Annotated in this window: 25 protein-coding genes; 9 read left to right on the forward strand and 16 right to left on the reverse strand. The window is 69.5% G+C overall.

Annotated features, from left to right (window positions below; translation table 11 throughout):
• Positions 1-11: 11 nt before the first annotated feature.
• From ACZ3HL_RS12305 to ACZ3HL_RS12320, 4 genes are all read right to left on the reverse strand, one after another.
• On the reverse strand, positions 12-1,382 hold the full coding sequence (locus ACZ3HL_RS12305; RefSeq protein ID WP_465530667.1) for a VWA domain-containing protein: 1,371 nt from the start codon (positions 1,380-1,382) through the stop codon (positions 12-14).
• Positions 1,379-2,752, reverse strand: coding sequence for a hypothetical protein (locus ACZ3HL_RS12310; protein WP_465530668.1), 1,374 nt, complete (start codon positions 2,750-2,752; stop codon positions 1,379-1,381). Before ACZ3HL_RS12310 ends, ACZ3HL_RS12305 begins: the two co-directional genes overlap by 4 nt.
• Positions 2,752-3,249 (reverse strand): hypothetical protein, encoded by a 498-nt coding sequence (locus tag ACZ3HL_RS12315; protein ID WP_465530670.1) that lies wholly within the window; start codon positions 3,247-3,249, stop codon positions 2,752-2,754. Before ACZ3HL_RS12315 ends, ACZ3HL_RS12310 begins: the two co-directional genes overlap by 1 nt.
• Before the next feature lie 71 nt (positions 3,250-3,320).
• Positions 3,321-3,959 carry a haloacid dehalogenase type II gene (locus ACZ3HL_RS12320; protein WP_465420562.1) on the reverse strand — a complete coding sequence of 213 codons (639 nt, stop codon included), beginning with the start codon at positions 3,957-3,959 and terminating at the stop codon, positions 3,321-3,323.
• Between the two features lie 63 nt (positions 3,960-4,022).
• On the opposite strand from ACZ3HL_RS12320, the gene ACZ3HL_RS12325 reads away from it, so the two are divergent.
• Positions 4,023-4,613, forward strand: coding sequence for a CGNR zinc finger domain-containing protein (locus ACZ3HL_RS12325; RefSeq protein ID WP_465530672.1), 591 nt, complete (start codon positions 4,023-4,025; stop codon positions 4,611-4,613).
• 52 nt (positions 4,614-4,665) lie between these two features.
• On the opposite strand, the gene ACZ3HL_RS12330 is transcribed toward ACZ3HL_RS12325, so the two are convergent.
• Positions 4,666-5,508: a helix-turn-helix transcriptional regulator gene (locus tag ACZ3HL_RS12330; protein ID WP_465530674.1), complete on the reverse strand. Its 843-nt coding sequence runs from the start codon at positions 5,506-5,508 to the stop codon at positions 4,666-4,668.
• A 102-nt stretch (positions 5,509-5,610) separates the two neighbouring features.
• Between ACZ3HL_RS12330 and ACZ3HL_RS12335 the strand changes: the two genes are divergently transcribed.
• Genes ACZ3HL_RS12335 through ACZ3HL_RS12345 form a run of 3 tightly spaced genes read left to right on the forward strand, consistent with a single transcriptional unit; the run spans position 5,611 to position 7,417 of the window.
• The gene (locus ACZ3HL_RS12335; RefSeq protein WP_465530676.1) at positions 5,611-5,883 is read left to right on the forward strand and encodes an Atu4866 domain-containing protein; all 273 of its coding nucleotides are present in this window, start codon (positions 5,611-5,613) and stop codon (positions 5,881-5,883) included.
• Positions 5,880-6,629: an SDR family NAD(P)-dependent oxidoreductase gene (locus ACZ3HL_RS12340; RefSeq protein ID WP_465530678.1), complete on the forward strand. Its 750-nt coding sequence runs from the start codon at positions 5,880-5,882 to the stop codon at positions 6,627-6,629. The genes ACZ3HL_RS12335 and ACZ3HL_RS12340 overlap by 4 nt, the downstream gene beginning before the upstream one ends.
• Before the next feature lie 32 nt (positions 6,630-6,661).
• The gene (locus ACZ3HL_RS12345; RefSeq protein WP_465530680.1) at positions 6,662-7,417 is read left to right on the forward strand and encodes an SDR family NAD(P)-dependent oxidoreductase; all 756 of its coding nucleotides are present in this window, start codon (positions 6,662-6,664) and stop codon (positions 7,415-7,417) included.
• Positions 7,418-7,584: 167 nt separating this feature from the next.
• Here the strand turns inward: ACZ3HL_RS12345 and ACZ3HL_RS12350 are convergent, their stop codons facing one another.
• The 3 genes from ACZ3HL_RS12350 to ACZ3HL_RS12360 all read right to left on the reverse strand — a co-directional run bounded on the left by ACZ3HL_RS12350 (position 7,585) and on the right by ACZ3HL_RS12360 (position 9,975).
• Entirely contained in the window at positions 7,585-8,097 is a 513-nt protein-coding gene (locus ACZ3HL_RS12350) for an SRPBCC family protein (RefSeq protein WP_465530682.1), read from the reverse strand.
• Positions 8,098-8,192: 95 nt separating this feature from the next.
• Positions 8,193-9,116 (reverse strand): VOC family protein, encoded by a 924-nt coding sequence (locus ACZ3HL_RS12355; RefSeq protein WP_465530684.1) that lies wholly within the window; start codon positions 9,114-9,116, stop codon positions 8,193-8,195.
• A gap of 1 nt (position 9,117) precedes the next feature.
• The gene (locus ACZ3HL_RS12360; RefSeq protein WP_465530686.1) at positions 9,118-9,975 is read right to left on the reverse strand and encodes a fumarylacetoacetate hydrolase family protein; all 858 of its coding nucleotides are present in this window, start codon (positions 9,973-9,975) and stop codon (positions 9,118-9,120) included.
• A 256-nt stretch (positions 9,976-10,231) separates the two neighbouring features.
• Between ACZ3HL_RS12360 and ACZ3HL_RS12365 the strand changes: the two genes are divergently transcribed.
• Positions 10,232-10,921 carry a GntR family transcriptional regulator gene (locus ACZ3HL_RS12365; protein ID WP_465420582.1) on the forward strand — a complete coding sequence of 230 codons (690 nt, stop codon included), beginning with the start codon at positions 10,232-10,234 and terminating at the stop codon, positions 10,919-10,921.
• A 524-nt stretch (positions 10,922-11,445) separates the two neighbouring features.
• Here the strand turns inward: ACZ3HL_RS12365 and ACZ3HL_RS12370 are convergent.
• A complete protein-coding gene (locus tag ACZ3HL_RS12370; protein WP_465420585.1) occupies positions 11,446-12,165 on the reverse strand; it encodes a S1 family peptidase in 720 nt (239 codons plus the stop codon).
• A 280-nt stretch (positions 12,166-12,445) separates the two neighbouring features.
• Here ACZ3HL_RS12370 and ACZ3HL_RS12375 point away from each other — a divergent pair, with 280 nt between their 5' ends.
• Positions 12,446-13,141, forward strand: coding sequence for a nitroreductase family protein (locus ACZ3HL_RS12375; RefSeq protein ID WP_465530688.1), 696 nt, complete (start codon positions 12,446-12,448; stop codon positions 13,139-13,141).
• 172 nt (positions 13,142-13,313) lie between these two features.
• A complete protein-coding gene (locus ACZ3HL_RS12380; RefSeq protein ID WP_465420589.1) occupies positions 13,314-14,702 on the forward strand; it encodes a Gfo/Idh/MocA family protein in 1,389 nt (462 codons plus the stop codon).
• Here the strand turns inward: ACZ3HL_RS12380 and ACZ3HL_RS12385 are convergent.
• On the reverse strand, positions 14,699-15,484 hold the full coding sequence (locus ACZ3HL_RS12385; protein WP_465420591.1) for an adenylate/guanylate cyclase domain-containing protein: 786 nt from the start codon (positions 15,482-15,484) through the stop codon (positions 14,699-14,701). The two genes, ACZ3HL_RS12380 and ACZ3HL_RS12385, sit on opposite strands and share 4 nt — an antisense overlap.
• Before the next feature lie 228 nt (positions 15,485-15,712).
• Here ACZ3HL_RS12385 and ACZ3HL_RS12390 point away from each other — a divergent pair, with 228 nt between their 5' ends.
• Both ACZ3HL_RS12390 and ACZ3HL_RS12395 read left to right on the forward strand, forming a co-directional pair.
• The gene (locus ACZ3HL_RS12390; protein ID WP_465420593.1) at positions 15,713-16,309 is read left to right on the forward strand and encodes a DUF6801 domain-containing protein; all 597 of its coding nucleotides are present in this window, start codon (positions 15,713-15,715) and stop codon (positions 16,307-16,309) included.
• 81 nt (positions 16,310-16,390) lie between these two features.
• A complete protein-coding gene (locus ACZ3HL_RS12395; protein ID WP_465530690.1) occupies positions 16,391-17,206 on the forward strand; it encodes an MBL fold metallo-hydrolase in 816 nt (271 codons plus the stop codon).
• Here the strand turns inward: ACZ3HL_RS12395 and ACZ3HL_RS12400 are convergent.
• Genes ACZ3HL_RS12400 through ACZ3HL_RS12425 form a run of 6 tightly spaced genes read right to left on the reverse strand, consistent with a single transcriptional unit; the run spans position 17,199 to position 25,351 of the window.
• Positions 17,199-18,512: an MFS transporter gene (locus tag ACZ3HL_RS12400; RefSeq protein ID WP_465420597.1), complete on the reverse strand. Its 1,314-nt coding sequence runs from the start codon at positions 18,510-18,512 to the stop codon at positions 17,199-17,201. The two genes, ACZ3HL_RS12395 and ACZ3HL_RS12400, sit on opposite strands and share 8 nt — an antisense overlap.
• Before the next feature lie 21 nt (positions 18,513-18,533).
• On the reverse strand, positions 18,534-19,370 hold the full coding sequence (locus ACZ3HL_RS12405; RefSeq protein WP_465530692.1) for a DUF3592 domain-containing protein: 837 nt from the start codon (positions 19,368-19,370) through the stop codon (positions 18,534-18,536).
• 10 nt (positions 19,371-19,380) lie between these two features.
• On the reverse strand, positions 19,381-19,908 hold the full coding sequence (locus ACZ3HL_RS12410) for a hypothetical protein (protein ID WP_465530694.1): 528 nt from the start codon (positions 19,906-19,908) through the stop codon (positions 19,381-19,383).
• 58 nt (positions 19,909-19,966) lie between these two features.
• A complete protein-coding gene (locus tag ACZ3HL_RS12415; RefSeq protein WP_465530696.1) occupies positions 19,967-22,984 on the reverse strand; it encodes an ATP-binding protein in 3,018 nt (1,005 codons plus the stop codon).
• 1 nt (position 22,985) lies between these two features.
• Entirely contained in the window at positions 22,986-24,041 is a 1,056-nt protein-coding gene (locus tag ACZ3HL_RS12420) for a hypothetical protein (protein WP_465530698.1), read from the reverse strand.
• The gene (locus ACZ3HL_RS12425) at positions 24,038-25,351 is read right to left on the reverse strand and encodes a hypothetical protein (protein ID WP_465530700.1); all 1,314 of its coding nucleotides are present in this window, start codon (positions 25,349-25,351) and stop codon (positions 24,038-24,040) included. The genes ACZ3HL_RS12420 and ACZ3HL_RS12425 overlap by 4 nt, the downstream gene beginning before the upstream one ends.
• Positions 25,352-25,376: the final 25 nt, after the last annotated feature.

Genomic DNA, 25,376 nt, shown 5'->3' on the forward strand with positions numbered 1-25,376 from the left:
TCTCGGGAGGTTCAGGAGGTGAGGAAGGTCTTGAGTTCGTGCACGAGCTTGGTGATGTGGCCGGAGATCACCGGGGTGCCGAGATCCTTGAAGCGTTCGCGGAACCACGGGTTCACGCTGCCCCGGCCGGCGCTGGTGACCGAGCCGACCGGGATGAACTTCGCCCCGGACCGGTGGATGGCGGCCATGCTTTCGAAGAGCTGCTCGACGCGGGTCTCGTAGAAGTCGGAGATCCACACCACCACGGTGTTCGCGGGTTCGGCGATCTTCGGCTGGGTCAGCGCCATCGCGACCATGCCGTCGTTGCCGCCGCCCAGATTGGTGCGCAGCAGTGTTTCGAAGGGGTCGTGCACCCACGGCGTGAGGTCGAGCGCCTGTGTGTCGTAGGCGATCAGGTGAACGTCCACTTTGGGCAGTCCGGCGAAGATCGAAGCCAGCACCGCGCAGTTGACCATCGAGTCCACCATGGAGCCCGACTGGTCGACGACCGCGATGAGCCGCTGCGGTGTGGTCTTCTTCGCGGTCTGCTTGTAGTAGAGGCGATCGACGTACAGCCGCTCCTCGTCGGGGCTCCAGTTGGTCAGGTTCTTCCAGATGGTGCGATCGAGGTCGAGGTTGCGGAACACGCGCTTCGGCGGGACCGAACGGTCCACCTTGCCCGTCGAGGCCTTCTCGACCTGGGTCCGCAGGACCTCCGCGATCTCGTCGACGTAGCGGCGGATGAGCGATTTGGCGTTGGCCAACGCCACTCCGGACAGGTTGTCCTTGTCCCGCAACAACTGTTCGATGAGCGACATGCTCGGGCTCAGCTTCGCCGCGAGCGCGGGGTCGGCAAGGACCTCGCGCAGATGCATCCGTTTGACTAGGTCCGCCTCGATACCGCCGAGCTCCGGGCCGATCACCGGGAGCAGGGTGCTCAAGTCCGGCGCGGCGCCACCGCCGGTGCCGCCGAGGCCGGTCGGGGCGCCGCCGGGACGACCTCCGCGCAGCTCGCCCGGGCGGCAGCCCAACGCGCGTTCGAGCCAGCCCGCGTCGGCCTGCCAGCTGGACAGCTGCCCTGCCGTCACCGTGTGCGGCGCCTGAGCGAAGACGTTCAGCAGCACTTTCGACACGAGCGCCGCGCGCCGCACTTCCGCGGCCTTGTCCCGGCTGTCCTCGGCGTCGGGGACCATCAGCCCGTCGAACTCGGCCGCCAGCTCCGGATGACGCTGGACGACCGAGTCGACCGCGACGTTCGGATCCAGCACCGCCGTCGGCAGGCCGATGTCCTCGACCACGGCGACGCTCGCCGATTCGAGCGTGGCCTGCTCCTCGGCGTCGAAGAGCCGGGCGAGCAGCCGCCAGTACAGGACCTGGCGGCGGTTGTCCTCGGGTTCGGTCATTTCCGCAACAGCCTTCCGGCGCGCTCGCGCAGCACGGCCGCGGCGTCGGTGGCGGCCTTTTCGGCTTTCACCCCGGCCTTGTCCGTGGTGCCGCCGGCCCAGGCTCCGGCGTGCACGGCGGTGGTCTTCTTGCGCACGGTGGTCTCGACGGCGAGCGGCTGGAGACGGAATCCGCCGTCCCACCGGATCAGGCCGATGCACGCGCTGGAACCCGCGACCGCCTTCGGTGTCAGCGGGCCGGCGGCCGGGATGCGATCGGTCTCGACGGGGAGCCGATTCTCGCCGAAGGCAAAGGCGAGCGCGTCTTCGTCACCCTCGATGCCGTACCCCTCCAGGAAAACAGGAACGGCGAGCCGCACCGGGTGCCGGTCCAGCGGCGCGACCGGCGGCAGGACGGCCTTCGGCAGAACGACACGCGCCGTGGAGAACGCGTCCGCGGGCTCTCCCGGACGAGCGTGTTCGTCTCGCCAGAGCAGGTCGCCCTCCGCGGTGACCGGCATGTCGGCGAGGTCCATCGAGCGGCCCTCGCTGATCGCCGTGAGCAGGGAAAGGTGCGGGCGTAGCAACTGCCAGATCCCGGCGCCGATGATCGTGTCCGGCTTCGGCACCGTCACGTTCGCGCGCACGAACCGTGGCGGGGTGCCGTCATCGGGCTCCAACACGGCGTGGACCTGAGCCTGTGCGGCCGTCGCATGTTCCAGCAGATCGACCCCGAGGGGTAGCAGGCGGCCGGTGACCGTACTGATCGTCGAGGTCTCCCGGGGAAGGGTCAGCAACATCCCACGCGACCACAGGTCGCCCCAACGCCTGGTGGGCACGCGTTCCAGCGCAGCACCAGGACAGGAGGCCGCGAGCTCGGCGGCGAAACCGTCGAGCAGGACGGCCGGCCTCCGCAGGCTCGGCTCCGCGAGCAGCGCGGAGATTACCTGCGCCGAAGCCGAGATGAGGTCGTGGTCGATGCCCTGCCAGCCCGCGCGGGCCAGATCGGACAGCCAGGATCGTGCGGCGACCAGAAGATTGGGCGGTTCCGGGTCGGCGGTTTGCCCGGCGGAGTCTTCGCCCAGCGGCCGGCCGGTCGCTTCGACAAGCCGCGCGAGAACCGCGTCATGTACGGATCCGAGAACCGCGACCCTTGCGGCCGCAAGGGAAACGAAGTGCTCCTCCCCCGCGGCACCGGCCGCGGTCTTCTCCGCTGCCTCCGCGACCCGCGCCGCCAGCGGCGCCCCTGCGACGGCATCGGCCAGCGCGGTCAAGCCCGCGACCTTCTGGGGACGGAGCAAACCGGTGACGAGCACGTCGTCGAAGGCGTCGACGACCGCCAGCGCCTCGTCGAGACCGGCGATGGGATCGGTGAGCAGATCGACGCGCATCAGACCACCGCCCTCGTCGGCGGGAACCACTGCAGCTCCGGCACCGGTGCCGTCGACGGCTCGAATTCGAGATATGCCAAGTGGCGCAAGAACTGGCTGAACACGGAAGCGGCGGCGATGTTGTCGCCTTGCGACGGACGCGTCGCGCTCATGGTCTGGGAAATGGCCTGCGCGGTCGGCTCCGCTACCTCGACGCGCAAGTAGCGCGCGACCCGCTCGGCGCCGTACTGAAGGGTGGATTCGTTGATCAGGGCGAGAATATGGTTGCAGAACATGCCGCGAGCGCCGCCGCAGGGCCGGTTGTTGTTGGTACTACAGGAGAATTCGTACGTACTCGCCGCGACCGACGAGACGTACACCCGCCCGATGTCCGATCCGCTGGACACCACGCCCTGCACCCGTCCGTCGGCCAATTCGACGAACGGGACCTTCGCGAGCTTGCGCGGGCGAGCGGGTGGCAACACCCTGGCCGTGCTTGCTCTTTCCCAGTCTGACAACGCATCTTCTCCTTGCGGGGTGCCTCGGTGGGGACTGGGATGAACCTAGCGGGAGGCACCGACAGTTTTGCTCACATCCGGAGATTCGCGAGCTGAGCGGCGAGATCGGCGAGGCCGTCGGCATGGAAGTCGAACCTGTCCTCCGCCGAGGGCGGGTCACCGACGGGCCTGGCGACGTAGGCGGTCCGGAGACCGACGCTCTGCGCCCCCCTCAAGTCCCACGCGTGGGCGGCGACCATCAACAGCCGCTCCGGCTTCGTGCCTGAAGCCTCGACGGCCAGCTCGTAGACGGCCGGGTCGGGCTTGTAGGTCCGCGCCTCTTCGGCGGAGAGGGCTTGGTGCCAGCGGAGACCGGCGTAGGCGTTGATCCGGAGCAGGCTCGTCCGGCTGGCGTTCGAAAGACCGATGATGGGGTAGTGCCCGGCGAACCTCGCTAGTCCTTCGACGGAGTCGGGCCACGGCGAGAGCTTCGGCATCACGTCGGTCTTGGTGGCGGCCTGGGCCGCTTCGCGGTCGAGAACGTCACTCGGCGCGTACGGCCTCTCCCCTGCGACGATGCGCCGCTGCTCAGTCTCGACATGGCCTTGCCACAGCTCGACCAGCTCGTCAGCGTCGGCGTCCGGCGCCGCCTGCCGGACGGCCGCGCGGATCCCGGCCGGCTCGTCGACGAGCGTGCCGAGTATGTCGAACACCAACGCGTCGATCTCCACGGTGAACCTCCCGTAAGGGTTAAAGTGTCGGTTAACCACGAACGTACGAGAGGCCGGTAAGGGATGCAAGTGGTGTTAGACGATTACGTCTGGGCGGCGGGCGTTGCGACCGACCTGGTCAACACCGCTCCTGAGGTCTGGCACGGCGAAGACCAGCTGCCAGACCTGGCGTCGCTCATCACCTTCGCTGAGCTTCGCTCCATACCCGTGAAGGTCCGGCCCGGTGACCTGCGTGCCGTTCATCGGCTGCGCGCCACCGTGCGCGATCTGATCGACCATCCAGCCCAGGCGCGTCTCATCACCGAGGCCGGCGCGCTCACCTCTGCGATCGGCAACGTCACCCTCGATGTCACCTCGGGCCGCCCACGATGGACGGTTTCGCTCCGACCGGGCGCGACCGCCGTCGACGCGCTTTCCCTGATCTGTGGCGTCGGAATACTCGGCGTCATCCAGTCTCTCGACGTGACGCGATTCCGTGCTTGTGGCGCACCGACTTGCCAAGGTGCCTTCATCGACACCACGCGTCCGGGACGGCGGCGCTACTGCATGCCAGGACTGTGCGGAAACCGCGTCAACGTCGCCAACCATCGGGCACGTAAGGCCTCCGCACCCGCAGCGGGCGGTTCCGTGCCCGCCGCGAATGGCGGTTGGTAGCCGAAGCCCTTGGCCGGAGACGTACGTCTGGCTCTTGAGGCCGTTTCGCGAGTCAGGTGTCGACCGAACGTGCGTGGTTTGTGCCGGCGTGGAGGCTGCTCAGCAGTGCGAGGGCGTGGGCGCTGGGTGTGCCGGGTTCGGCGTGGTAGATGATCAGTTGCTGGCCGGGGGCGCTGCGCACGTCGAACGCCTGGTAGGTGAGGGTGAGCGGGCCGACGTCGGGGTGCACGAGGTGCTTGGGTTCGCGGGTCTTGCCGCGCACCTGGTGGGTTTCCCACAAGGCACGGAAGTGTTCGCTGCCTTCGTTGAGTTCGGCCACCAGGTTCCGCAGAGCGGGATCGTGTGGGTCGAACCCCGCGGCTACCCGCAGGTTCGCCACGGTGGCCTGTGCGGTCCAGTCCCAGTGTGCGTAGAACCGTCGTCCCGCGGGATCGAGGAAGGTCATGCGGGCGAGGTTGTCCGCCGCGCGGAATGGTGAGAGCAGCGCGTCGGCGAGGGTGTTGGTGGCCAGGACGTCCAGGATGCGGTTGAGCACGAAGGCGGGGGTGCGCGGATAGCCGTCCATGAGTTGCCGCAGTTCGGGGCTCACGGCTTGAGGTACCGGAGCGGGTGTGTTGTCCGGTGCGGCGCCGGCCAGCCGGTACAGGTGCTCGCGGGCGTCGGGGGCGAGATCCAGTGCGCGGCAGAGGGCGTCGAGCACTTGCGGTGACGGGTGGGTCTCGCGGCCCTGCTCCAGGCGGGTGTAGTAGTCGGCGTTCACCCCGGCGAGCACGGCGACTTCCTCGCGGCGCAGTCCGGTCACCTTGCGACGGCCGGAGTACAGCACGCCCGCGTCTTCCGGAGATCGTTGCGCACGGCGCGCTCGCAGGAACGCCCCCAGCTCACCACTGGCCATGACGATCATGGTAAATCGCCGTGCGTCCGGTTGGGTGGGTGCGGCACACCCAGCCACCACACGTCCTGCCATCGCTTTTCGCCGTCGCCGACGCTGGCCGGTATGACAAGCGATATCGACGTGGTCGGCATGTGGGTCACCGCGGACGGGCATATCCGGCAGGAGCTGCGCGCCGACGGGCGCTACGACGAAGCGCGCGGCGAACGGCGCAGCGCCTACACCGGTCGCTACACAGTGACCGGGAACCACCTCGACTACGTGGACGACACCGGTTTCACCGCGACGGGCGACATCCGCGACGGCGTGCTCTACCACGAGCATCTCGTCCTGTATCGCGAGTCCGCCGCCGAGCACCGAGGGCAGGTACGGCGATGAGCGTGGGCGATGAGCTGGCGGGCAAGGTCGCGCTGGTCACCGGCGCCGCCCGCGGGGTCGGCGCGGCCACGGTCGCCTGGTTGCATGCCCACGGCGCGCGAGTGCTGGCCACTGACCTCCGCCCCGAGGTTAATGGTCTCGCCACCCGGTTCGACCGCGTGTCCACCCTGGTCGGCGACGTGTCCCGGGAGGACACCGCGGTGCGGTCGGTGGCCGCGGCGATCGACCGGTTCGGCAGCGTGGACATCCTGGTCGGCAACGCCGGCCGATCCGTGAACAAGCCGATCACCGAAACCACCGCGGCCGACTGGGACGAGTTGATGTCGATCAACGCCCGCGGCGCGTTTCTGCACGCCCGGGAGGCGTTCCGGGTCATGCGCGACCACGGCGGGGGTGTGATCGTCACCGTCGGGTCGTTCGCCTGCACCGTCGGGTTGGCCGAAGCCGCGGCCTACAGCGCGTCCAAGGGAGCGTTGGCGCAGTTGACCAAGGTGCTCGCGCTGGAGGGCGGACCGCACGGCATCCGCGCCAACGTCGTCGCCCCCGGGGTGATCGAGACCGACATGCTCGACAACTTCCGGGCCGACAGCCGGGAGTACCTGCGCTCCTTCGGCGACGCCCACCCCCTGGGCCGCGTCGCGCAGCCCGAGGAGATCGCCGAGGTGATCGGTTTCCTGGCCTCGCCCCGCTCCAGCTTCATCACCGGCGCGGTCGTCGCCGCCGACGGCGGCTACACCGCCGCCTGACTCCCAGCGAACAACGAGAGAAGGAGAACGTCATGCGTGGACGCCTCGTCGGCAAAGTCGCGTTGATCACGGGCGCGACCGGCGGTATCGGTCAAGCCACCGCGGAACTGTTCGCCCGCGAAGGAGCCGGCCTGGTCGTCACCGACATCTCCCAGGACATCACGGACGAGCTCGCCGCGCGCCTGAAAGCCGAGGGCACCGATGTGCTGGCCGTCCGGTTGGATGTCTCCTCGCCGGAGGACTGGAGCGCGGCGATCGAGCTGACCCGGCTGCGCTTCGGCCGCCTCGACGTCTTGGTCAACATCGCCGGTGTCGTGGACTGGCCCGGCATCGAGGAGACCACAAAGGACGGCTGGGACCAGGTGATCGCGGTCAACCAGACCGGCACCTGGCTCGGGATGAAGACCGCCATGCCCCTGCTGCGCGCCTCCGGCAACGCCTCCATCATCAACACTTCCTCAGTGCTCGGCCTGGTCGGCAGCGGAGCCGCCGCCGCATACCAGGCGAGCAAGGGAGCGGTGCGGCTGCTGACCAAGACCGCCGCCGTCGAATACGCCACCCGCGGAGTCCGGGTCAACTCAGTGCACCCCGGGGTCATCGCCACCCCGATGATCCAAGATCTGCTCGACGAGCAGGGCGACCGACAACCCGATATCGTGCGCACCCCCATGCGCCGCGCAGGCAGCCCCGCCGAGGTCGCTCCTACGATGCTCTTCTTGGCCGGCGACGAATCCTCGTTCGTCACCGGAACCGAGCTCGTCGTCGACGGCGGGCTCACCGCGTACTGATGACCGGTCCGGGATGCCCGGCGCGACAGGGAGGCGATCTTGATCGCTGCAGATGACCTGGTTCATGGTTCTTCTGTCCTGTGCCGGGATGGCGGTTCATTCTGGATCTCCTCGCCATCGCCTCCGGACGAAGGTACGCATGGGCGCAAGACGGCCGATAGCCGAGGTCATCCGGCCGTGCCTTCGAGGTGTGCCTTGATCAGTTCCAGGCCGGGCTGGATGAGTGCCGGGTCTTCGACGGGGTGCGGGCCGGGCGGCTCGGTGTCCGGGATCAGCCGCTCGAACAGGCGGCAGAACAGGGTCGTCCCGTCGCCGAGGTCGAAGGTGGTGAAGGTGGCGATGGCGTGCATCGGCGCCAGGGTGCCGTCGTCGTACACGTCGCGGCCGACCACCGTCCACAGCTTGCCGGGGACACGCGCCACCACGGTGTAGAGCTTCGGCTTCTCGTTCAGTTCCGGCTGGATGGTTTCGAGCAGCTCGTCGCCGAGTCCGGCGGGGACGTCCGCCGTGCCGCGCCGCACCTCGGTACCAAGGGCCATCGGCAGCCATTTCGGCAGGTTCGACCAGGTGGTCACCCAGTCGTACACCTCCTGTGCGGGGCGCTTGATGACGATGCGGTTTTCGACGAACCGGATGTTCAGGTCGTCCGGGATCTGGGGGACGTACAATTCCACTGACACGACTTCTCCTTTTCCGATCAGGCGCGGGATTTCCGGCACCTGGAGTCTTTTCTCGCTTTCCGGTGACACGTCGGCCGGCCGGGAGGCCGCCACGGTCACCGGGAGGGTGCGTGCTGTCCGGTCATGAGCGCGGCGAGGTCGTCCGGCTCCAGGAACGACGGTGGCGGTGGCGGGCCCCAGCTGAACAGGCCTTGCGCGCCTTCGAAGACCTCCGGGGTCCAGATCTCGTCCTCGGGGATGCAGTCCATGTCGGCGTAGTACTCGCTGAAGTTGCCCGCCGGATCCTTGAGGTACCAGAAGAAGTTGGAGCCCGCGTGGTGCCTGCCGAGGCCCCAGACATGCCGGTCGGGATCGCCTTCCAGCATCGCCTTCGCTCCTCGCCCGACGTCGTCGATGTCGTCGACCTGCCAGGACGTGTGGTGCAGGAAATTCACCGGCGCCGCGAGTGCCAGCACGTTGTGGTGATCGACCGAGCAGCGCATGAAGGCGCCCTTGTCCCCGATGTAATCACTGATCTTGAAACCGAGTCCCTCGGTGAAGAACCGCATGGTGGCTTCGAGATCGGTCGTGCCCACCACGCAGTGGCCGAGCTTCTTGGGCCGGATCGGGTCCTCGCGCAGCACCCCTGGCGCACGGCCGGACCGCTCGATGCGGCCGGGTCCGTTGTACGGGGTGGCCGGGACGGGCTCCTGTGCGATCCGCGGCGCGATCTCGACGCGGACAGTGAACCCGGACACCGGTTCGATCGCGGTGACCGCGGTGCCGTCCGCGCCGCCCGCGACGCCGAGATGGTTGAGCCGCGACGCGGTCCGCGCGAGGTCGTCGACATCGTCGACGCCCACCCCGAGTTCGAGCAAACGGCGGGACATGGCGTGCCGGACCCGCAGCTGCTCGCCGCCTTCGCGGGTGGTGAAGGCCCCGTCGCCGAGGTGGGTGAGCCCGAAATCGGTGTAGTAGTCGATGGTCTCCGCGACGTTCGGGACACCCATCGTGACCCGGGTGAGCCGGTGCATGCCCATGTCAGTCCTCCTGTCCGGTGACGAAGGTCTGGCGCATCTCACCGATGCCTTCGATCCAGCTGACGAGTTGTTCCCCGGCGCGCAGGAACCGTTTCGGCGTGCGGCCCACGCCCACGCCCGACGGGGTCCCGGTGAAGACGAGGTCACCCGGATACAGGGTGATGGTCCGCGACAGCGCGGAAATCAGCTTGGCGACCGGGTAGATCAGGTCGCGGGTGCGGCCGTCCTGCACGACCTCGCCGTCGACCGCGCAGCCCAATGCCAGGTCGTCCCGGTTCGCCAGCTCGTCGGGGGTGACCAGCCACGGCCCGACCGGCGCGAAGTTCGGGAACGATTTGCCAAGGCTGAACTGCGGGGCGGGACCGGCCAGCTGCGAGACGCGCTCGGAGAGATCCTGCCCGATCGTCACCCCGGCGACGTGGTCCCACGCGTCCGATTCCGCGACGCGGGTGGCGGTCCGGCCGATGACGGCGACGAGTTCCACCTCCCAGTCCACGTCCCCTCCGGCAGGCAGCACGACCTCCGCGTCGGGACCGGTCAGCGCGGACACGAACTTGGTGAACGTCGGCGGAAGCCCGTGCGGTGCCTCGAAACCGGACTCGGCGGCATGGGCGTCGTAGTTCAGGCCGATCGCGACGATCTGCCGCGGGGCCGGCGAGGGCGAGCCCAGCTGCGCGCGGGTGAAGGCAACGCCGGGCCCGGCGGGCGGCTGCTCCGCCCAAACCCGGAACCCGTCCCAGTTTTCGTACACGGACACGAGACCAGGACCGAACTTGCCGCCCGACGCCGTCTCGACGTCGACTCCGCTGTCGTCAGCGGTCAGGACCACCGCACGTCCGTCCACATTAGCCAGTTTCATGTTCTTTCCTTTTCAGCGCTTCGCCACCGGGTCAGCGTGCGTGGCCGCCGACCGGTAGTCGGTGTAGGCGTTGGGGTTGTCGAGGACCTTGGCGCCGGGGATCTCCGGGTTCATGCCCGATGGCCGCGATCCGGCCGTCAGTTCACGGGCATCGATGGCTCCTCGTGTCGCTGTCGGGTCCGGACTTGATAATTCGAAACTATGGCAGAACTTTCGAAAGTTCAAGCTGGATTCGTAAAGTGCTAGGATGTGTGACATGACCACGAGCGGCGGAGCGACCCGCACCGACGGCATCCACCAGGCGTTACGCGCCGACATCCTCGCGGGCCGGCTGACGCCGGGAGGACGGCTCAAGTTCCCGGACCTGGCCGACCGCTACAAAGTGAGCGTCGGCGCCACCCGCGAGGCGCTGACGAGACTGGTCGCCGAAGGGCTGGTGGTGGCGAGGCCGCGTCAGGGCTACCTGGTCCGGCCGCTGTCCCATCAGGACCTGGCCGAGCTGACGCAGGCGCGAGCGGAGATCGAAGCACTGGTGCTGGGGCTCTCGATACGGGAAGGCGACACGCGCTGGGAGGCCGATGCCGTTGCCGCACACCATCTTCTGGAACGCACGCCGTACCGCGACCCGGCGGATCCGGATCACCTGTCCGACGAGTGGTCGCAGGCACACGCCGCCTTCCACCACGCACTGCTGGCCGGCTGCCGCAACCAGCGGCTGCTCGACGCGGCGCGGTCGTTACGGCAGGAGGCCGAGCTGTACCGGCAGTGGTCGGTGTCCTTGGGCAACGAACCCGGCCGCGATGTCGCCGCCGAGCATCGAGCGCTGCTCGACGCCGTTCTCGCGCATGAGGCCGACCGCGCGCAGGAACTGTTGCGCGACCACATCGCGCACACCGCCCGGCTGTTGATCAGCTGCGCGTCCGATCACCCCAACCAGGCCGAGTGAGCAGCCGAAGAACGGTGCCGTGACGGAAGCGGCCATGGCGGCACCTCGACCGACCAGCTGCGGGCTGGGGCGGATCCCAGCGGAATCGAATGGTGCCGTGGCGATCCGGCGGACACAGTTGGCACCCGCTGATTCCGAACGCGGCCCGGCGGTCCTCGGCGAGGGCGGACGAAGCCACTCGATCGTATTGAGGGTCAAGTCAAAGGTGGCGTGGCCGGGTTCGCCACGAGTTGTCCGCCTGGACACGCGTGTCGTCCGTCTGATCACGCGTGTCGTCCGCCTGATCACGCGAAACCGCCCGACTGTAGGTAGCTGAGACATGACCGTGAGGCGGAGGCGGCGCACTCGACTCGCCAACACAGCGCCACCACCAAAACGCGAAGGGGCCCTCAGCCCAGCTGACGAGCACGCCACCTTTGCCTTGTCCCTCAATCGAACTCCACAACGGTGACGGGCCGGGCCGAAGAACGGGGCCCTCGTCGGCAACAGCCGAGGAGGGCCCCGCTACAGCCAGACGACAGACGTCAGACCCCGGCCACCTGCTGAATCCAGGGCCGGTACCGCGTGATGTTCGTGTACGCGGTCGTGGTCTGCCGGTCGCTCGTCGACGCGACGCCGACCTGACGGCCGGAGGCGAACATCGGGCCACCCGAGTCCCCGCCGGCGGTGATGCCGTCACCGCGGCGCGCGCACACCGCGATGCCGCCGTTGTAGTCACGGCAGGAGACCGACGTGACCGAGACGTTGGCGACCTTCAGATAGCGGGACTGGCAGTTGATCTCCGAACCGCACCGGCTGGTCGCGCCCCAGCCGTAGACCTGGACGGTCTGCCCCACCGAGACGTTGGCGGTGGTACCCAGCGGCGAGTACGTGGCGTTCACCGGGGCGGTGAGCCGCACGATCGCGAGGTCGGCGCTCGGGTGCCGGGTGACGGTCGAGCCGGTGGCCATGGTGCCGCCGCTCTGCTGGTCGAGGCTGCCGATCCGGAAGGTGAACGTGCCGCTGCTGGCGACACAGTGCTTCGCGGTCAGGATGTACTGCGGCGCGATGATCGTCGAGGTACAGGTCTGCCTGCCGTTGGCGAAGAGCCTGGCCGCCCACGGGCCGCTCGTCGCGTTCTGGCCACCGATGATCATCGGCTGGACGTCGGAGGACGGTTCCGCGGCGGACGCCACGGGGGCGGTGACGCCGAGCAGCGCCGCGAAGGCGGTGCCGGCGATCAGGGCGAAGGACCGAAGTCGCATGGTTCCGACTCATTTCTGCGGCCGGGTTCGGCCGCGCGATGGGGACGGGTGCGCTGATTCTGGTGCGCGGCAAGAGAAACCGGACACCGACGAAAGTCGTGCAGTGGATACCTAATCTCCACGCCGCGACGACCGCTAAGTGGCGCTCTGGGTACCGGAAACACCCACCGGTTACGACGACCGGCGTCCGTCCACTTGAGACAGATGGCGGCATAACTCCAGGGACATAACCCGGCTCCGGGGCTTCCCGAAAGCCGGATCCGGCGCCAGAATCGCCACCATGACCACAGCACAGTGGACCCCGACCTACGGCGACCCCTTCGAGCCGGTGCCCTACCGCCCGGCGCGTGTGTCCGCGGAAGAATCGCTGACCACCGCCGCCGAGTTGCGCCGGCGCATGGACACCCGCCGCACCGTGCGGATGTTCTCGACGGACCCCGTGCCCGAGCAGGTGGTGGTGGACGCCATCGCGGTGGCGGCGACGGCGCCCAGCGGCGCGCATCAGCAGCCGTGGACGTTCGTGCTCATCAGTGACGCCGAGACCAAACAGCGGATCCGGCAGGCCGCCGAGGAGGAAGAACGCGTTTCGTACGAGGGCAGGCTCGGCGAGGAGTGGTTGTCCGCCTTGCGTCCGCTCGGCACCGACGCCGTCAAGACCCACCTCACCGACGCCCCGTACCTCATCGTGGTGTTCCAGCAGCGCTATTTCCTCGACGAGGACGGGACCAAGCACAAGCACTACTACGTCGACGAATCGGTGGGCATCGCCGTCGGCATGCTGCTCACGGCACTGCATCTGTCCGGGCTGGCCGCGTTGACGCATACGCCGTCGCCGATGCGGTTCCTCGGCGAACTGCTCGAGCGGCCGCAGAACGAGAAGGCGTTCGCCGTCATCCCGGTCGGCTATCCGGCGGACGACTGCGTGGTGCCGGACCTGGTGCGCAAGTCGATCGACCAGGTACTGATCCGCCGGTGACCGTCGGCGCGGCCCGGGTGTACGCGCACCCGGGCTGCGCGAAACACCCGAGAACAAGCAGCCAAACTGCTCATTAGTGCAGTTTACTGCGCACTTTGGCGCATCTCTTGACATATCCGGCGGCGATTGGACAAGGTCTGGGCACCGAAGGCGACACGAAGGAGTGTTCTTCATGGCCGACCTGCCCTCAGTCTCCCGGCGGACACTGTTCGGCGGCGCGCTCGCCGCCGGGGCGCTCGCCGCGATCCCGACGAGCGCGACCGCGGCGGAAGAGGCGGCAAGCGCGCCCCGCCGTCCCGGCCAGCGCAGCATGATCGGGGTCCCGTTCGAGCGGCACCGGACCGTCCGGATCGCGCTCATCGGTCTCGGCAACCGCGGCATGTCCATGATCGGCGGGTGGAGCGCCGTCCCGGGCGCCGTGGTCACCGCGGTCTGCGACATCCGCGCCGAGCGTGCGAAGGCCGCCGCGGACAAACTCGCCGCCGGCGGGCGCCCGCGCCCGGCCGAGTACGGCGGATCCGCCGGCGCCTACCAGAAGATGCTCTCCCGCGACGACATCGACCTCGTCTACATCGCCACGCCGTGGGAGTTCCACTACTCGCAGGGCAAGGCCGCGCTCCTGGCGGGCAAGCACGTCGGCGTCGAACTCCCCATCGCCACCGAGCTCGACCAGTTGTGGGATCTCGTCAACACCAGCGAGCAGACCGGCAAACACCTGTTCCTCGCCGAGAACTGCAGTTACGGCCGCAACGAGCTCGCCATCCTCAAGATGGCGCACGCGGGCGTCTTCGGCGAGGTCACCAACGGGCACGGCGGCTACCTGCACGACCTTCGCGCACTGCTGTTCTCCGACACGTACTACACCGACGCGTGGCGCCGGAAATGGCACACCCGCAGCACCGCGAGTTTCTACCCGATGCACGGTCTCGCGCCGATCGCGGCCTGCATGGACGTCAACCGCGGCGACCGGTTCGCCACGCTGCGCGCCACGGCGACCGAGCCGAAGGGCCTCGCCGACTACCGGAAACGCCACATGCCGCCGGGTCATCCTTCGTGGAAGGAGACCTACATCAACGGCGACCTGGTGACCTGCCTGATCGAGACCGAACAGGGCCGGATCATCCGCGCCGAGCACGACGTCAGCTCGCCGCGTCCGTACAGCCGCATCAACAGCCTCGCCGGCAGCCGCGGCATCGTGGAGGACTACCCCGCCCGCATCTACGTCGAGCCCGACCACGGCGGCCACGCGTGGAAGGATTTCGGCCCGTACCGCGATCGCCACGACCACTGGCTGTGGAAGAAGCTCAAGGACGACCCGAACCTCGGGGGGCACGGCGGCATGGACTACGTGCTGCAGTGGCGGATCGTGCAGCAGATGCGTGCCGGGCTGGTGCCGGACATCGACGTCTACGACTCGGCGGCCTGGTGCTCCCCCGTGCCGTTGAGCGTGACCTCCCTCGCTCGCGGCGGGAAGCCGGTCGCGGTGCCGGACTTCACGCGCGGCGGCTGGACGAAGCCCCGGCCGGGGCTGGACTCACAGCCTTCGGAGATGCCCGGCTAGGAGTTCGAGTACCGGGGCACGACCCGGTAGACACGGAGGTCCTTCGGGGTCCCCTTGGCGCGGAAACTCCGGCGCGGTCGCACGATGACCGCGCCGGGGTCCAGCTCGTCGACGACGCTTCCGCTGGCCAGCACCTCGTCGCCGTCGGCGGCGGCCATGATGCGGGCCGCGATGTTCACGTCGACGCCGAGGTAGTCGTCGCCGACCCGTCGCGGATTCCCTCGATGGAGCCCCGCGCGCAGGTGCGGGAGATAGCCCTCGGCCTTGATCACGCTCACGGCCGAGCACGTCTCGTAGGCGGCGTTCACCGCCTCGCCCGGGTCGGCGAACACGGCCATCACGCCGTCGCCGAGGCCCTTCACGATGCTGCCGCGATGTCCGGTGACGACCGATTCGGTCACCTCGGCGACCGAACGCAGCAGCTCCAGCACGCGTTCGTCCCCCGCCTGCAACGCCCACGTCGAGAAGCCGACCAGATCGGTGAACAGCACCGTGATCCCGTCCGCGGACACCGGCGGCGTGCCGGACCGGCGGACGGCCTGCCAGGCCTGCACGGCGGCCAGCCCCAGCTCGCGGGTGGCGCTGGGCCGGTCCGCGCCCGCCTCGGCGAGCAGCCGGGCGAGGCGGTCGGACGAGCGGCCAGTCGACGGCGCCAGCGGGTCGCCCGGGACCAGTCTCCGGAGGAACCGCGCCCCGCGCACCAGTTCGCCGCGCTGGTCCGTCGCGCGCAGGAACCTGCGGGTCCGGCGGTGCCACGGCTCTGGTCGTTCGGTCACGATCAAGACCCTAGCCCGCTCGCCGCCGGTCCGGCGCACCTGTCACCGGCGTGACAAGAACGCGGACGCCATTTCCCCTTTCCTCCTTGGCATGACAATTCACGAACTCACCATTCCACATACGCATGACAAGATCGAAGCGTAAAGAAAACGCGAGAGATCTTTTCCTTTCCTCGTTGGTGACTTTCCACCTACATTCGGTTTCGAGCCTATTCAACGACGAAAGGACCCGACATGACGAAAACCCTCGTACGGAAGGGTGTTCGGCGGTTCTGCGCGGCCGGGATCGCGGCCGCGGTCGCCGGGACGGTCATGCTCGCCGCGGCGGGAACCGCTGCCGCCGTCGAAAAGAATCTCACGTACAAGGGCGGCTTCCCCATCATCGGCGACCAGAAGGTGGCGGTGGTCGTGAAGGCGGAAATCCCGGCGACGGCGAAAGCCGGGGAGCCGGTTTCGGTACCGTTCACCCTCGACGTCGACGCCGGTCAGGCCGCGGGCGACGGGCTCCGGCTCGTCGGCGCCAAGAAACTGTCCGGAACGATCAGCTCGAAGGTGAACATCGCGCTCGGCGAGCAGAAGATCTCGATCCCGATCGAGCTGCCGATCCCGGACACCGAGGTACCCGCCGAAGGACCGCTGAAGTTCACCGCGGAGGGCAAGGTCGACTTCACCGTCCCCGCGGGCACCCCCGCCGGTGAGGCGACCAGCAGCGTGGACGCCGCGGCGACCTCGCATATCGTCACCGACAGCTCGCTCGGCGAGTTCGACGTCCAGCTCGCGCTCGACCCGCCCGACCAGGACGCCGTCCTCGGCAAGACGACCATCAGCTGAACCCCGTCTTCCCCCGGCTCGCCGAGCCGGGGGAAGACGCGTCTTGACCTCCAGCGCACTGGAGGTCGCAAGCTGTCGATCATGTGGATTTGCGACAGATGCGGTATCGAACATCCCGCCACTCCCGAACCGCCCCGCTGCGTTCTCGACCGCGGTGAGGTCGGCATCGAGGAAGCCGGCGATCTCGGCGCGCACACCGGACGCTGGTGGACGCACGAGGAACTGATCTCCGTGCCGCACCGGACCGTGCACCGGGATCACGGACGCGGCCTGCACAGCGTCAAACGGGAGCCGAACTTCGCGATCGGGCACTGGTCCTTCATCGCGGTGACCCCGGCGGGCACCCTGCTCTGGGATCCGCCGTCCTGGTTGGACACCGAGGTGCTCGACGTCGTGCGCGGGCTCGGCGACGTCGCCGTGATCGCCACCAGCCACCCGCACATGTTCGGCGCACAGCTCGGCTGGAGCCGCGCGCTGGGCGGGGTCCCGGTACTGGTCAACGAACGCAACCGCGAATGGCTGCCCGCCCCCGATCCGGCGTTCGAATTCTGGGACGAGCACGTGGAACCCTTGCCCGGCCTCGAACTGATCCGGCTCGGCGGGCATATGCGCGGCAGCGCAGTGGCCAGGACGCCGGACGGGAGCATCCTGGCCGGGGACACGATCTCGGGCGGGCTGGCGCCGGACTGGGTGTCGTTCCAGCGCAACTTCCCCAAGCACGTCCCGCTTTCGGCGGCCGTGGTCCGGCGGATCGTCGACCGGCTCGACGAATTCCCCTACGACCGCCTCTACACCCTCGGCGGCGACACCATCGACCGGGACGCCCGCGCGGTGGTGCGCCGAAGCGCCGAAACCCATATCCGGTGGGTGAACGGCGACTTCGACCACCTCACTTGATCGCGCGTTTGTCCTTCCCGCGGAAGGTCAGCGCGATGACCCCCGCCATCGCCATGAAGAACGCCACGGCCCACATCCCGGCGCGGAAACTCCCGGTCAGCCCCTGCAACCAGCCGGTGAGGTAGGGGCCGACGAAGCCCGACAGGTTACCGAAGGAGTTGATCAGGCCGATCCCGGCGGCGGCGCCGACCCCGGTCAGGAAGGCGTTCGGCAGCTGCCAGAACACCGGGATCGCGGTGAAGACGCCGACCGCGCAGAGGGTCACCGCGACCATCACCCACAGCGGCGAGCCCAGATACAGCGCACCGGCGATCGCGACGGCGCCTACGAACGCGGCGATGGCGACATGTCCGGCCCGTTCGCCGGTGCGGTCGGAATGGCGGGCCCACAACACCATGGCGACGGCGGCCACGGCGTACGGGATCGCCGTGATGAGCCCGATCTCCACGATGCTGTAGTCGGTCTGGAACTGTTCCTGGAAGCCCTTGATCACCTGCGGGAGGAAGAACGCGAGCACGTACAGGCCGAAGATGATCCCGAAGTAGACGGCGCTCAGCGCGAGCACGCGCGGGTCGGTCAGCGCCGATCGGGTGCTCACCTCCTTGCCGACCTCACGGACGTCTTCCGCGTCGATGGCCGACTGCAACGCCGTGCGCTCCCCCGGGGTCAGCCACTTCGCGTCCTTCGGCTTGCTCGGCAGCAGGAAGAACACCGCCACCCCGAGCAGGATCGAAGGCACCCCTTCGGCGAAGAACATGAACCGCCAGCCCGCGTCGAAGCCAAGGACACCGTCGCCGTGCTTGATCAACAGGGAGGAGACCGGGCTGCCGATGACCGACGACAGCGGCACCGCGAGGAAGAACAGCGCGACGATCTTGGCTCGCTGCTTACGCGGGAACCAGTAGGTCAGGTACAGGATGATGCCGGGGAAGAACCCGGCCTCGGCGATCCCGAGCAGCACCCGGACGATGTAGAAGCTGACCTCGCCCTGGATGAACGCGGTGGCCGAGGCGACGATGCCCCAGGTGACCATGATCCGCGCGATCCAGATCCGGGCGCCGACCTTGTGCAGGATCACGTTGCTGGGCACCTCGAAGAAGAAGTACCCGACGAAGAACAGGCCCGCGCCGAGACCGTAGGCGGCCGAGCTGATGCCGAGATCGGCGTTCATGGTGAGGGCCGCGAACCCGACGTTGACCCGGTCGAGATAGTTGAGCAGATAGAGCAGCCCGAGTAACGGGACCAGCCGGATCATCGCCTTGCGCACCGCTGGGGCGGTGGACACCTCTGCCGTCTGTTCGTCCATCCGCGGGAGTGTAGAGGGCGATCAGAACAGCGGAGGGAGGAACGCACCGAAGTTCCCGCCGGCGGCCCGATCGGCCGGATCCGGATCCACCTGGACCGAATCGGGGTTGCGCGGGTCGTAGGTGACCTTCACCGTCGAACCGCGGGCGGGAGCCTGCAGCGGCGGGGTGATCATCGTGGTCACGACGGTCCGCTCGCCGCCGTCGGCGGGGAACCGGACCTGCACGGTGAACCGCGGATTCCCCATCACCCAGACGTTCGTGAACTCGACACCGAGCACCTGGCCGATCACCTGCCTGCCCGTCTGAGCAAGTGCCTGCGCGCGGTCGTCCGCCTCGGCCCTGGTGACGAACGCCCGCCCCAGCACCATGATCATGACCAGTGCGCTCACCCCGGCCACCGCCGGGACGAGATACGGCTCGTAGTAGACGATCCAGTCCACTTCGGTCCACGGTTCGGACGGCAGCCGCTTCCCCACCGCCTCGGGCGGCGTCCACGACGGGATCGCGACGCCGCTGCCCAGCGCGATGCCGAGGGACGCGGCGAGACTGCTCGCCCGGAAGCCGACACCCATGCCTCGCAACGACATCCCACCGCCCCACAGCATCGCGAACCCGAGTGACGAGGCCACCGTGATCGAGACGCTGAAGAACAGGACGAGCGAAACCGCCGGGCCCGCGTCGGGCCCCCACGCGTCGACGCGGTTCAGCGACATCAACCGGAAGCCGTCCAGCAGCCCGAGGGCGCCCGACCAGCCGGCCGCCGCCCAGGCGAGTGTCGTCGGCACACCTAGCAGCCAGAGCCGCAGGCCGGGGCGGCGGGAGTCTTCCGGTAGACCGAACTCGAAGGTCCCGAACATCGTCTGCCGCCTAACCGATCGGGCCGAACACGGCGACCTTCGCCGGGTCGGCGGGGTCGACGCGGGCTTCGTGCCGGGTGCCGGGCGCGTACTGCTGGATCGTCGCGAGCGGCGCGATCAGCTGCGTCACGGTCCGGTACGTGGTGCCGTCGGCGCGGGTGACCTCCAGCGTCGCGGTGTACTGCGCCTGCCCGGCGATCTTCCGGCCGGTCGGCTCCAGCTCGCGGACCACCAGGGTGGCGGGCTCGCAGGTGTCGTAGAGCCTCCGCAGTTCGGTGCCGTAGGCCTGCAGTTCCTGCTGCTGCCGCAGTTGCTCGTCCATCGGCAGGGCCAGGAACGCCGCCATGTCCGGGTCGGCGTTCAGGCTCCGGAAGGCCTGCGCGGCCAGCTGCGGCGTCGGCAGCTGCGGGGTGATGTCGTGGCCCTGCGCGGCGGCCGCCTGCCGGAACTGCTCCGCGTGACGCTGGAAGTCCTGTGCGCCCCGCGCCATGCCCTGCTGCGTCGCGTCGTTGATCTTGTCGCGGATCTTCTTGAACATCGGGTGCCGCCTTTCGCCGTGTCGTTCGTGCTGGACACAGCTTCGGCGGACCGGTCCGCTACCGAACCCAGGTTTTCCCGTCGTCGGTCGCGTCGAGGCAGGTCAGCGGCGCCCAGAAGACCGGCGAGGCCGCGGGTTCGGGCTTCTCGCGCCAGCGGGCGAGCCGGGATCGCTGCCAGGCGCACAGTTCGGTGACTGGATCGTCCCCGGCGAGCGCGGTGTCGACGGCGATGACGAGATCGGACATCGGGTCCGAACCCGGCACGGCGGCGGAAGTCGGCAGCGCCCAGACCGTGGCGGCGACCAGTCCCGCTCCGGCCGCGACGGCGGCGAGCAGCACGCCGAACGGTTCGGCCAGGCCGAAATCGCTCGCGCTGGCGCAGCCGATCAGCGCCACCCGTGCGGGCATGGTGTCCATTTCGGACAGTGCGAGATCGGCGGCGGTGAACGGCCGGTGCGCGCCGATCGGCGCGGCAGTGCCGGGAAGATCGGCCGAACAGGACAGATGGAGCGCGGTCTGCGCGCCGTATTCGTCGCGGACGCGGCTGACGTGCCCGACGAACACCAGCCGGGAACAGGGGCCTGCCAGGAGTCCGGCGAGCAGACGGCGGTCGGTGTCGGTGCGGCGGACCAGGTCGAGCCCGCGGGCGGCGGCGGGCAGGACCGGGCCCTCGGCGAGCCGCTCGTCGAGATGGCGGACCAGCGGTGACGACGGATCCTGTTTGCCCAGCACGGAACCCAGCTCGCCGAAGGCACTCTGCCCGGGAATCCGCGGGTCGAGCAGGTAGATCGGCGGACCGTCGGCGGCGGGCGGACGACGTGGAATCGCGGACGGAGCGAGCAGCGAGACATCGGCGACGTCGAGAACACGCTCGTCACTGTCGAAACAGCTGCCGATCTCATCGATCTCGAGCACGTGGCCTGCCCGCCGGTCGGGCAGGGCCAGCAGTCCCCACGGGACGCCGGCGAGGCTCGGTGAAGGCTGGATCCGCAGGAGCGGACGGGTTCCGGCGCGCCGCAGCCTCTCGACCAGGTCCGCGGGCAGGAGGTTGAGGGCGAGGACGCGAGCCAGGCGTTGTTCACCGGCGAAGCTGCCGAAGGCGTCTTCGCTCAGGGAGCGACGGACGGCGTCGGCCACGCTCTCGCCTTCGCGCGGTGTGGGGGACGCGGCGTCCAAGTACTGGCGAGCGGTCGCGACCAGGGCGAATTCGATCGGATGGGTGTGGACGGTGTCGAGGTCCTCGGTGGTCCGCCAGGTGAGGAAGGTGTGGCCGGCGTCGGCGTAGCGCAGGAGGAAAGTCTCGCGTCCGGGCTTCGCGGACGGCCAGGTCTCGACGGTTTCGGCGACCGCGCGGGGCAGCCGGTACCGCTCGGCCGCGAGGCGGAGCCACGGGTCCAGCTCCATGGGCGACGAGGGTGACCAGCGCAGCGCGGGTGGCGGGGCGAGCCGCAGCGGAAGCGCCGACGTCACGGAACCCAGTGCCGCCAACGGAAGCCCTTCGGCGACCGGGCCCACTTCGAGAGCAGGCAGTCCGCCGGTGAGGTCGAGCGAACGCCCCTCCACGCCCGTGTACGCCCCGACGGCACAGGTGCGTTCGATCAGCTCCGCCGCCAGCCTCGGCTTCTGGAGCCTGGCCAGCAGCGCCATCAGCATTTCCGTCGCCGGACCGGCGACGTCGCGCGCCCAGGCCGTGCGTGCCTGCGGCGAGGTGAACTCGAACCGGTACTCCGCCGCCGCGAGCGCCAGCGGAAGCAACAGATCCAGCACGGCCGGGAGGTCGTCGCCGTGGGCGAAACCGATCGTGGCCGCCACGAAATCCGTGTGCAGGCGGTCCGACCAGTCCCCCGCCGTCCGCGCCGACTCCCGGGCGCGGGTCACGTGGTCCCGCGCCGTCGCCCAGTCACCTTCCGCCATCGCGCAGCGGGCGAGCGCCACGTCGAGGCGCCGCAGACCCGGAACGTCGGCGTTGGCCGCCCAGATCTTCCCCGCGTGGCCGAACTGCTCCCTGGCCTGCGCGACGTCGCCGGTGTACAGGAGCAGGGTGCCCAGCGCGTGGCTCGCCTCCGCGACATCGCCGTTCAGGCCCGCGTCCGCGAGTTCGTCGCGGGCGGCGACGATCATGGCGACCGCTCCGGGGAAGTCGCCGCCGAACGCCCGGTCCGCCGCCAGCTCGATACTCGCCCTGGCGGCCAGGGGACGGCCTTCGTGCTGGGCGCTCAGCCGCAGCAGATCCGCACGCGCGTCGGCGTCTTCGCCACCGGCCTGGCGGACTCGGGCTCGCTCGGCTCGCGCCATCGCCTGCAGCGCCACCACCTGCCCGCGGACCTCGTCGATCTCCGCGATGGCGTCCAGCGCCGTCAGGATCTCTTCGATCGCGGTCCGCGCGCCCGCCACGTCCCCGGCGGCGATCTGGACGCGCACGTCGAAGATCCGCAGTTCCAGCTCGTCCGCGCCGTGCACGTCGAGCAGCTCGGGCGGGTACTGTTCCGGCCCCTCCTCCTTGCGCAGCGCCGCCCGGCGACGTTGCCCGGCGATCAGCTCACGCGCCTTGACGACGTCACCTTCTTCGGTGCTCAAGGAGATGAGCACGCGCTCGGCGACCTCTCGGCAGCCTTCGATCATCCGGAGTTCGACGTACTGTCCATAGTGGACGATTGCGGTGGCACTGACCTTGAAGGCCTGGAGCACGGCTTCGGCGCACTGGCGAGCGTTCCGAAGGTCTCCGGCGGAATAGCAGACGGTGGCCAGATCGCTGACCGCGGCGAGGTCCAGATCCGTCCGGTCGAGCCGTTGCGCGATCTCCCGCATCTCGCCGTACGTCCGATGCGCGCCGGCGACGTCCCGGGCGACGGCGAGCCGTTTGGCCTTGTCCTGGAGCTTGACCGCGTCGACGAGCAGCTTCCGGTACTGGCGTTCGGACAGCGAGCACGCGGGCAGCTCGCCGTACGGTGCCGGGTCGAGGCCGAAATGCCGCGCGACACAACGACAGTTGTAACCATGCGAGGTCGCCGGGCCCAGTTCGGGCGGCGGCGGACGGTCCGGCCGGTTCCGGGGCGGTGGCATGCCGACGAGCACGTCAGAACTCCTCGTCGGCGGAAGCGGCCGCCGCGCGTTCGGCGAGTGTCCTGGCCGCCGGCGGACGTGCCCGGACGAGCGCGACCACCTCCGCCCGGTCTTCCGCCGTGGTCCCGGCGACGCTCTCGTCCGCCACGCCGATGGCGACCACGATCTGTCCACTATGGACCCGGGCGGCGAGCCTTGTCGCGGCGTCGTCCAGCTCCGCGATGCCGGAGAACCGCCCGGCGCCCAGCTCCAGCGGCACCTCCGCGAACGGCTCGCCCGCGTGACTCGCGAACGCGGTGATGGCCGCGTCGGCGAACGCGCCCGCGACGACGACTTCGAGCCTGGCGGCGGCCGCGGCGGCGACGATCCGCCAGGTCACCGTGTCCTCTCCGGCGTCCAGGATCCCGGGTGGCACCCGTGCCCAGTCGACGCTCGCGCGTCCGGTCGCCAGCACCCCTTCGCCGGGTGCGAGCGGATCGAGGCCCGCGGCCAGCGCGTACGAGCGTTGGCCGGGTGTCGCCGTTTCCAGCCGTGCCGGCATTTCCGCCGCGGCCTCGGCACGCACGACGTCGTCCTGGTCGTCGAACCACTCCGCGAGGCGGGCACACAGGCCCCGAACCTCCTCGGCAACCGGCGGGGCCGCCGCCAGGAGGGCATCGGCCGCGATGGCCGCGTCGAACAGCTCGGCCGGGGAAGCTTCGAACCCGTCGAGGAGACCTTCGGCCAGATCCTCCACGTCCGCCGTCGCGACCGCCGTTTCGAGGTCCAGCAACGCCGGGTCCAGCGAAGGGATTCCGAGCGACGGGCCGGCGGGCCACCAGCGACGCAGCCAGAGCAGCAGGGCGAGCCTGCCCAGCTCAGGCCTGGCGGCGACTTCCGCGTGGCCTTGGCCGAGTGCGGCGAGCGTGGCTTCCGCGCCGGCGAGCCGGGCCAGCCACGGTTCGGCGGCCCCGGCATCGGTGAGTTCGATGTGCATCGTGGCGGCCCCGCCGGCGAGAAGTTCGGCGAGGGCGAAGCGGATGAGCGCACCGTCGGCCGCGATGACGGGCGTGTGCACCGGATGCGTCACGAAACGGCCTCCAGCTCCGGCAGACGGGCCATGAGCGCGCGCCGCACCTTCGTGCGCAGATCCAGTGAGGTGGAGCGGACCACGCCGGTGACGAGGTCGCGCACGTCCGCCGCATCGGCGGGAAGGTCGCCGCGGACGTCGAAACCGTGCAGCCGGACCCACAGCCTGCCGAGGAAGTGTTTGGCGAACTCGCGGAGATCGCGCAGGAGTTCGGCGTCGGGCCGCGGGGTGAGCGGGGTGGCACCGGCCAGGGCCCGACGAGCGTGCAGGACGTAACCCTCCCGGGCGACTTGAGCGTTGAGCTGCCGCGCGAATTCGGGGACCCCGCCGGGCGCCGCGCCGTCGAGTGGCCGCAGCGCGGGCGCGAGGACGACACCCAGCGCGAAACACGCGGCCAGCGCGGGCAGGCCGAGCCCGAATCCGGTGGCGACCCTGGTGAGTTCGTCGTCGACGAGGTCTTCGACGGAGCCCCGCTCGTCCGGCGTAAGACGGCGAAGGGTCGCGCGTACCCGCCGTTCGACACTGCGCTCGAGAAGTTCGGTGCCGGTTTCGCCGTTCCGGTTCAGCGGCGGGACGGCGGTGCGATCTCCGCGCTGCAGACCGAGATCCGGTGCGGGCAGCCCTGAAACCTCTTGGACGACTTCGCTCAAGGCGCGGGCTCCGCCCGGCTGCCGCAGCATGAGTCCGAGAGCGTGCCCGGCGGCCGAATCGGCGAGAGCTCGCCAGGCGGAGTCGGAAAGCCCGTCGACGAACGCCTGGAGCGCGGTGATGTCCTGCGGTACGGCGGTTTCGGCTTGCCAGCGGCGCCGCAGTTCCGCGGTCAGCCAGGCCGAGTGCCGCGGATCCGCGAGGTACGCGGCGAGCTGATCGACGCCCACCGCGCCGCCCTCACCGTGCAGATCCCGCAACGCCGCCGCGGCCGTCTCCGCCGCGTCCGGACCCGGCGACCCGAAACCCGTCGCCAACTCGTAAGCCAGCGGGAAACACACGTCCTGGACGTTGCCCGCGGTGATGCGCAGAGCGCGCCGCTGCCGTTTGAGGTGGGTGAACCACGCGGCCGTCGCGCGCAGCCTGTCCGCGTCGGCCAGCAGCAATCCCGTCAGCTCGGCCGCCGTGGCCGGGTCCAGCACGGGACGGCCGAGCCGGGGCCGCGCGGCGGTGCGGATCACCAGCGGGTCGATGATCTTCTTGATCGTCCGGGTCAGCGGACCGCCGTCGGCCGACGACAGGACCTCGACCCCGTCGATCCGTTCCCATGCCTGTGTCAGAACGGCCGAACGCAGCCGGGACTCGCCCGATCCCCTCGTCACTCGCCCTCCCCACGGCTCCGGCCGC

The sequence above is a fragment of the Amycolatopsis sp. NPDC000009 genome, assembly GCF_055563465.1.